This is a genomic window from Colwellia sp. BRX8-9 (assembly GCF_014077245.1).
Taxonomy (GTDB): Bacteria; Pseudomonadota; Gammaproteobacteria; order Enterobacterales; family Alteromonadaceae; genus Colwellia_A.
Genome location: NZ_JACGVN010000059.1, coordinates 1 through 426, shown reverse-complemented (window position 1 = coordinate 426; position 426 = coordinate 1). Strand labels below are relative to the sequence as shown.

The window sequence follows — 426 nt, the reverse complement described above, 5'->3', positions numbered from 1 at the left end:
AGCCAACTTTCATCGCTGATGTGAAGTCTTGACAGTATATTTGCGGTTTTGTTATCGATAGCGCCTCGTTTGTCTGCTCTTATTACGCGACCTGTTTCATCTACAAGGGTTAAATAGTCCTTCAAGCTAAAGCGGATACCGGAGGTTTTCTCTTGCTGTTCATGGCCCGTAAAAGGTAATAACGTTGTCGGTTGCTCTCCGATAATGGCTGCTTTGATACGCAGTTGAATACTGGTAAAACTCGATTGCTCAGGTGTTGGGGCAATGCCCGCACGCACTGGATTTAAATCTACATAAGCCATACAAGCAAGTAATGCCCCTTCATCGAGCAGGGCTTGAGATTTAAAGCGTCCTTCCCAAAAGTGCCCAGTACATTCATCTTCTTTATTGGCTTGTCGAGCAATAGGCTCGTTTAATGCCCGCATA

At 45.1% G+C, this 426-nt stretch carries 1 protein-coding gene; it reads right to left on the bottom strand.

Annotation, left to right across the window (positions count from 1 at the left end; all coding sequences use genetic code 11):
• Positions 1 to 426 (bottom strand): transposase (locus H4J70_RS21070; RefSeq protein WP_404842507.1); only part of this gene is annotated, 426 nt, incomplete at both ends.